The 6,514-nt window shown below is 40.4% G+C and carries 6 protein-coding genes; 2 read left to right on the top strand and 4 right to left on the bottom strand.

The features are described from left to right. Positions 1-9: 9 nt before the first annotated feature. Positions 10-294 carry a hypothetical protein gene (locus EJN84_RS11745; protein WP_129595427.1) on the bottom strand — a complete coding sequence of 95 codons (285 nt, stop codon included), beginning with the start codon at positions 292-294 and terminating at the stop codon, positions 10-12. 1,098 nt (positions 295-1,392) lie between these two features. On the opposite strand from EJN84_RS11745, the gene EJN84_RS11740 reads away from it, so the two are divergent. Next, positions 1,393-1,620 carry a hypothetical protein gene (locus tag EJN84_RS11740; RefSeq protein ID WP_129595602.1) on the top strand — a complete coding sequence of 76 codons (228 nt, stop codon included), beginning with the start codon at positions 1,393-1,395 and terminating at the stop codon, positions 1,618-1,620. A 304-nt stretch (positions 1,621-1,924) separates the two neighbouring features. On the opposite strand, the gene EJN84_RS11735 is transcribed toward EJN84_RS11740, so the two are convergent. The 3 genes from EJN84_RS11735 to EJN84_RS11725 form a co-directional block, all read right to left on the bottom strand. After that, the gene (locus EJN84_RS11735; RefSeq protein ID WP_394343097.1) at positions 1,925-3,136 is read right to left on the bottom strand and encodes an acyloxyacyl hydrolase; all 1,212 of its coding nucleotides are present in this window, start codon (positions 3,134-3,136) and stop codon (positions 1,925-1,927) included. Positions 3,137-3,138: 2 nt separating this feature from the next. After that, a complete protein-coding gene (locus EJN84_RS11730) occupies positions 3,139-4,098 on the bottom strand; it encodes a hypothetical protein (protein WP_129595600.1) in 960 nt (319 codons plus the stop codon). Positions 4,099-4,251: 153 nt separating this feature from the next. Beyond that, positions 4,252-5,085, bottom strand: coding sequence for a hypothetical protein (locus tag EJN84_RS11725; RefSeq protein ID WP_129595599.1), 834 nt, complete (start codon positions 5,083-5,085; stop codon positions 4,252-4,254). Between the two features lie 587 nt (positions 5,086-5,672). Between EJN84_RS11725 and EJN84_RS11720 the strand changes: the two genes are divergently transcribed. Next, the gene (locus tag EJN84_RS11720; protein WP_129595598.1) at positions 5,673-6,494 is read left to right on the top strand and encodes a transposase; all 822 of its coding nucleotides are present in this window, start codon (positions 5,673-5,675) and stop codon (positions 6,492-6,494) included. Positions 6,495-6,514: the final 20 nt, after the last annotated feature.

The following is a 6,514-nucleotide window of genomic DNA, read 5'->3' as shown; positions in this document are numbered from 1 at the left end:
AGCTATGCGTTAGGCAGTCGCGGAAGTTTGAGCAGACATCGCGACTGCTTCCTTTTTATCAGAACCTGTTTCGTCCGACACTTTACGATTGGCAGTGCGTGTAATGCGACTCTTGACGAGTAAACGATAGGAAATCATCCACTCGTTCAATTCGTTTATGAGTGCATCATAAATGGCAGGAGTGCCACTTTCCACGGCAGCCAATTCGATTCGCCAGAAAAGCATGGTTATCGCTTTCTGCCGGCGTAGATATTCGTCTGTGGACTTGTTGGGGCGTTGCCCCAAACCCCACATGCTTTTTTGCCTTGATGCAAAAAAGTATGCAAAAAAAATCAAGACTGCCTCTCCTCATCGACCCGATTGCTGCTTGTTCGCTAAAAGACAAATAACTCGCCGCCTTGCGGCGGCTCAAACAGCTTGTCTTTTGCCTGACGGCACGCTCGCTGCGCAGATCGGGTACCCCGATGATGAGATGAGGTCAAGAAATAATGGATAATTGACAATTGAGAATTTAAGAAAGAAGTGAAGAAGTCGGAAGTCAGAAAGATCATAACCCCCGCACTGCCTGGCGGCAGTGCTTGTCCCCTTATCTTAAGGGGACGGTTAATGGCAAGTGTGATCGACTCCCCTCTTAAGATAAGAGGGGTACCGCCGAAGGCGGGGAGGTGTTATGATGTAATGGAGAATTGAAGAATTTAAGAAGTTAGAAATGGGAATTGAAAATTACCAGTTACGAATTACAGAGAATCATCAAATCATTGAATCGGTAAATTATGCATTGTACATTATCCATTATCCATTGATTCTTGGGGCTTTGCCCCAAACCCCACATACTTTTTTGTCTTGATGCAAAAAAGTATGCAAAAAAGATCAAGACTGCATCTCCTCATCGACCCGACAGCTGCTTGTTCGCTAAAAGACAAATAACTCACCGCCTTGCGGCGGCTCAAACAGCTTGTCTTTTGCCTGACGGCACGCTCGCTGCGCAGATCGGGTGCCCCGATGAGGAGATGAGGTCGGGATAGTACCGGAGAATGGTTAATGAGAAAAGAAATGAGGGAGGAAACGGGTTATCCGTAATTCATGAGGCAACCTCAATTTTTATCTACCCACACTATTTCACATAGAGCCTTTTTTACAGCATGAGCGGAAAAACTAAAATCACCGTTTTTCCATAATTTTACGGAGCAAAGGGAATAATTGATCACAGCGCAAAGAAAAAAGATTGCGCATTCGCAACAGAACCAAGTTACAAAATATCTATAACCTTAAATTCGCAAACCGGATTCGCCTTTAAGTACGCAAAGCGCTGATAAGAAATATTTTATCAAACGCTTTGCCATGCGTAAGATTTCACCTATTTTTATGATACCAAAAAAAACTTACTGAAAGATGAAAGTACAAAAAGTTTCTCAGACAATCACACCATTTGCCGGAATTTCTTTTATTCATGAAGAATTTAACAAATCCGGTCCATCGGATCTTATTGACAATCATCTTGGTGCCGGAAATGGATCAGGCAGGGTCGTCAATGGAAGCTCCGGCTTTACACTGACCGTCCATATGACTGTTTACAATTATAGTGAAATCGATGTGTTAATGGTTTTCTTAAGAACTTAACAGGGAGAGGTATGTATTGACATGAAAAATAGCGTAATGTCGCTCAATTTTTCTATAATTTTTTTACTTACTTTGCGCAAAAGACCAGGTGTTTATATCGGATTGAATGGAAAAATGAAGAAACAAGATGAAATCAACCCAAACGATCTCCTTAAATTTTTTGCTTGAGGATTTTAGGTAGTTTTATCTCAGTATAAATATCAATTGTTCAGCAGCCCCTTCTTAATCCGTCTTTTCTCGTGTCCGTGTTGGCCTGTTCTAGTCATGCCGGTTGACGGGTACAAATAGCGCATTATTTCCTTGTTTATTTGGCATTAAATCGATAGCCAAGTCCTATCATCAGATTATTCGGATCTTTGAAACGATATAACTGATAGCCCGTATGCAGGAATATGTTATCAGTAATGTGGGTCTTGAGTACAAAAGTTTGGTAAAATGAGTTCGTATCATCTCCCTTGCACAAGAAGTTTTTTCCAATACCCAGGTTTATTGAGAAGATGGGCATGACAATTTCTCCACGCAGAGAAAGTCCTGCCGAAAACTGCTCTCTGAAGGGAGGCCTATAGAATCTAATTTCATCAGGATCAGACGGAATATATGTATTGGCTATATGCTTGCCGATGTTGGCACTTTCATCATACTGCAGATCGAGAGAAATACCGGCACGGAAATATTTACTGAAATGATACAATGAATTGAGGTTCAATCCTGCAATTGCAAACGAGCCCGGCACAAGCATTGGGCTTTGATCTTCAGGGAAGACACCCTTTTTCCGTGTAGCACCATAGACAATGAGGTCATAGGTAATACACGAATGCAATGCGTGATTCTGCGATGGAAAATTGGAGGATCTCTTTTCCGTATTGTTCCCGAAAAAGTGTGCAACACCTATGGAGGCTCCAATTGTATTCACCCCCGAGTTGGGATAACTGGTATTTCCGTTGGAATAGTGTGTCACTCCCACTCCTCCACGCAGATTGGTGTTTGATGTGATCTGCCAGTTTAACAGAAAACCAAGGTTAATATAGGCGTTAGTCTTGGAACCGACAACCATGTTGAGTGGATTTTTCTCTTCATCATACTGCTTCCAACCGAATGCTGCTCCAAAGTTCCATTCGTAATCGAAAGACAAGTGGGGGGTAATACTTGCAATTCTTGACGTTTGGAAGAGATAAACATTAATGGGATTTCCCAGTTCGGAAGAGTTGAAGAATGTATTGTAAGCGATTCCGATGCCTTGTATGGCGTGAGGATATTCCTTGCCCAGATATGTGTTGTTAGAGAACTTAAAACCGTACTTCAGATGACCGGAAAGAGTGGCGTTTATTCTCTCCCCTGCCTGGTTGGAGCCTTTGAAGAATTCATGCGTAGGGAACAGATATCCCGGTCTGAGATCAACACCAATCATATGTGTGATTTTTGTTGAAGTGGAGTCGTTGTTATCGGCAAAAGAGTCTACAGCGATTAATAGCAGCAATATGGTGCATAAGGAGTATTTTAGGGCTGCATCATTCATTCTCATTCGACTCTTGTTTTTAAGATAAAATAATCCGTAGGACGGCTGCTGGTGAGTTTTCCCGAGAAGATGCGTTTTTTGCCTGTTACAGGATTGGAGATATACACCTTATAAGGTACGGAATATCTCTCCATATCATTAATGACCAGTATTCTTCTTTTGTCGTAGGCATCAACGATTACCTCTACCGATAATTTCTTGTCCAATGGTGCTTCAAGCTCCTGTTCCATAATTCCAAAAGGCGCTTTGGTGTTATGTAATACGGGTTTTGAGTCAACAATATCAGGGATGGTAATTTCAGGAAGCGGAATGCCAAGTAACCGTTTGAACAGTTCTTCATCCCAGACATTTGCAGGGTTATAAAACTGAATTTCACGCGCGGATTTTCGAAACGGATAAACCACAAAGGTTATAGGTGTAGAGAGCTTGTTGTCAATTGTGATGGATTCCATCTCCCTGGCAGCACCTTCATAAATTTCAAACTCCTTCCAATTGTATACTACGCTATCTATTTGATATTTGCGTGTGGGTGCCAGCAGGGTCTTGATCTGTTGTTCTTTGTAATCATTGCCAACTTTTATCAGCATGGTTACATCCTCATTCATGAGATTTTCATTGAGTGTAAGCAGTAGTTTGTTGCCACCTCTTTTCTCTACACGGAAATCTATAAAGTCGCTTAAGCAATGAACAATGGCCGGTTCTTTTTCACCGAAAGGAAAAGAGACGGGTTCGCCATCGAGTGTATAAGCCCGGGTTGTAAATGAGCCGCCCATAAAAGGAGTAATATCAATCAGCCTCCAGTTGTCTGACTTAAAATTGATTTCCTTCGTATTGTCAGTTTCCGAAATGGCAACATCCATTTGTTCTCCGGGAAGAAAATCTTCCACAAAAACATCGCTATTGCAACCGGACAGGAATATCAACATGCTTAAATACAGCATTTTGTGTATTTTAATTCCCATATTTTATGCTACTATTACCTACAGATATACTGATAATCACCTAATACGTTTATACCATTCATCGAAACTTTCAAGGGCCTGATATCTTGATTTGCACCCGGACTGATGCCTGAAAGGCTTATCCGTTTTTAAGATTGCCTCAACCTGCTTTTTCTATAAAAAACCGACAGGCATTTCTATGATGGTCAACCCACCCTGTATTTTATATCCGTTTTCGGCCTCTTCCATCTGTATCACTGTTTCTCTATCTATTCTGACGATTTCATCTAGGCGCTCAGGCATTGAGGTCTCAAAGCCCAGATTGAGATTTTGATTTAACCGGTGAAGTGCATAATCGGGGATTGTCAACATATAGCTGGATGCAACATGTGTTGCTGATGTCTCATCAAGCACTGGTTGCTCCTCTCTATCAACAAGATACGATAATACCAAGTGGTATCTATCATCCTTATTCATGAAATGGTAGTTTCCTTTTCCTCTCACCTGCAACACATAATCGGTTAATGAGATACGTTCTCTATTAATTAGATAAAGACCTCGTTCTTTGTTGTTTACGAAGACAATAAACTCTATGTTCTTCAATGTGGGAGGAAATTCCGCATCTTTGTCTTCGAGAATAGATTCAGAGATCCTTAGCGTTTCATAATTGTCGGTTATTTTAATTCTGATTTTTTGAGATTCATGAGTTGCATTGTCGGTAACGGTAAGCACTGTCTTACCGGTAAGCAGGCCGCGAATAGCAATCATCCCTGATGGGCTTGACCATCCATTCTCTACTTCGGCGGATAAGAGAACCGGATTTTGAACTTCAAGCGTGTAGTTTCCGCTACCTGTTTTCGGACCGATCATAACGGTTCCGTGAATGGGCACTTCACGATAGTCATCGTAGAAAGAGAGTGATTGATGTTCTGCCTTATCACAACTTGTGATCAACACAAGAATAACGATGAATTGGAAAAGCAATCTGCTTTTTTGACGGGTGTTCATATTGATAAAATATTTCAAAAGATTATATATCGATTTGTACGCGACTTTCAATGATAATTGTAAAGTTTCACCACGTTGTTGATGTTTTTTCTCATTGTTTCGTTTCGCTACGCTTCACTTCACAATGAGAAAAAGAGCATCCAAATGAAAACTTGATTAATTTTGAAAATTAAAAACAAAAAATTATGCAACAAGTTTACCATTCGAATGCGGTGACAAATATACACATTCGCCACCAAATTAAAGAAAGTTCCCTTAAATCCGCAAACCGGTTTCGCCTTTAAGTAAGCAAAGCGCTCATAACTGTAAATCCCGCCCCGTCGTAACCATATATTAAATAGGCCTTTATAATCGACTGATATATATCGATAAAGTTTTGACCCTTATCTATTTTTACATATTTGTATGGTTCTATTTATAACCATATTTAATTTTCTCAGACATTGGGATAGCTTATCAGCAAACAATAACGAATAAACATGGTTATAAAATGCGGGATTTTCGGCTGATAAGAAATATTTTATCAAACGCTTTGCCATGTGTAAGATTTCACCTATTTTTATGATACCAAAAAAACTTACTGAAAGATGAAATTACAAAAAGTTTCTCAGACAATCATACCATTTGCCGGAATTTCTTTTATTCATGAAGAATTTAACAAATCCGGTCTATCGGATCTTATTGACAATCATCTTGGTGCCGGAAACATGACCGGTTATCAATACGGAGAGCTCTTCAGAACCCGGTTTGAGGTGTTCTTTTGTGGCGGTGAAGTTGCAGAAGATATTATGGATACGGTTTCCGGGCACAGCAGGCTATGCTACATCCGGGCAAACAAATCTGAAAGTATGTTTGAGCAGATATGCCAAATAAGCGATTGGAAAAAAGTTGAAATCAATTATAAATCATACGAAGTAGCCTCAATTCCATTCCGCCGGTTTTTTGAGGATCGAAATTATCGATTGGTGGTCATGCGGGAACAGTCAGATGATGCCCGGTTAGACCTGTTCACAGGAGATAGCTTTATCTATCGCCCTATATTGACCAATGATCATGTGTCAAGTGAAAAAGAGATTATCGAATATTACAATATGCGTGGTGCAAGTGAGAAGTTATTCGATATCCAAAACAACGACTTTGGATGGGGACGTCTTCCGACATCAGAGATGAAGAGCAATACTGTATTTTTGATTATGACGGCCATGATGAAAAACTTCTACAACTACTTTATCAAAAAGGTATCGGCTGTATTCAAAGATATTCCTTCAACCTCAAGAATAAAACGGTTTATTTTCAAATTCATCTGTGTTGCCGGCAAATGGATCAGACAGAGTCGACAATGGAAGCTCCGGCTTTACACCGACCGCCCATACGATCAATTGCAATTTACCCGATTAACAGTATATTAAAACTCTCTTGGGAAACCTGA

It is taken from the genome of Seramator thermalis (genome assembly GCF_004138125.1).
Classification (GTDB): domain Bacteria; phylum Bacteroidota; class Bacteroidia; order Bacteroidales; family Dysgonomonadaceae; genus Seramator; species Seramator thermalis.
The sequence above is the reverse complement of the archived record's forward strand: the minus strand, read 5'-3'. Positions and strand labels throughout refer to the sequence as shown.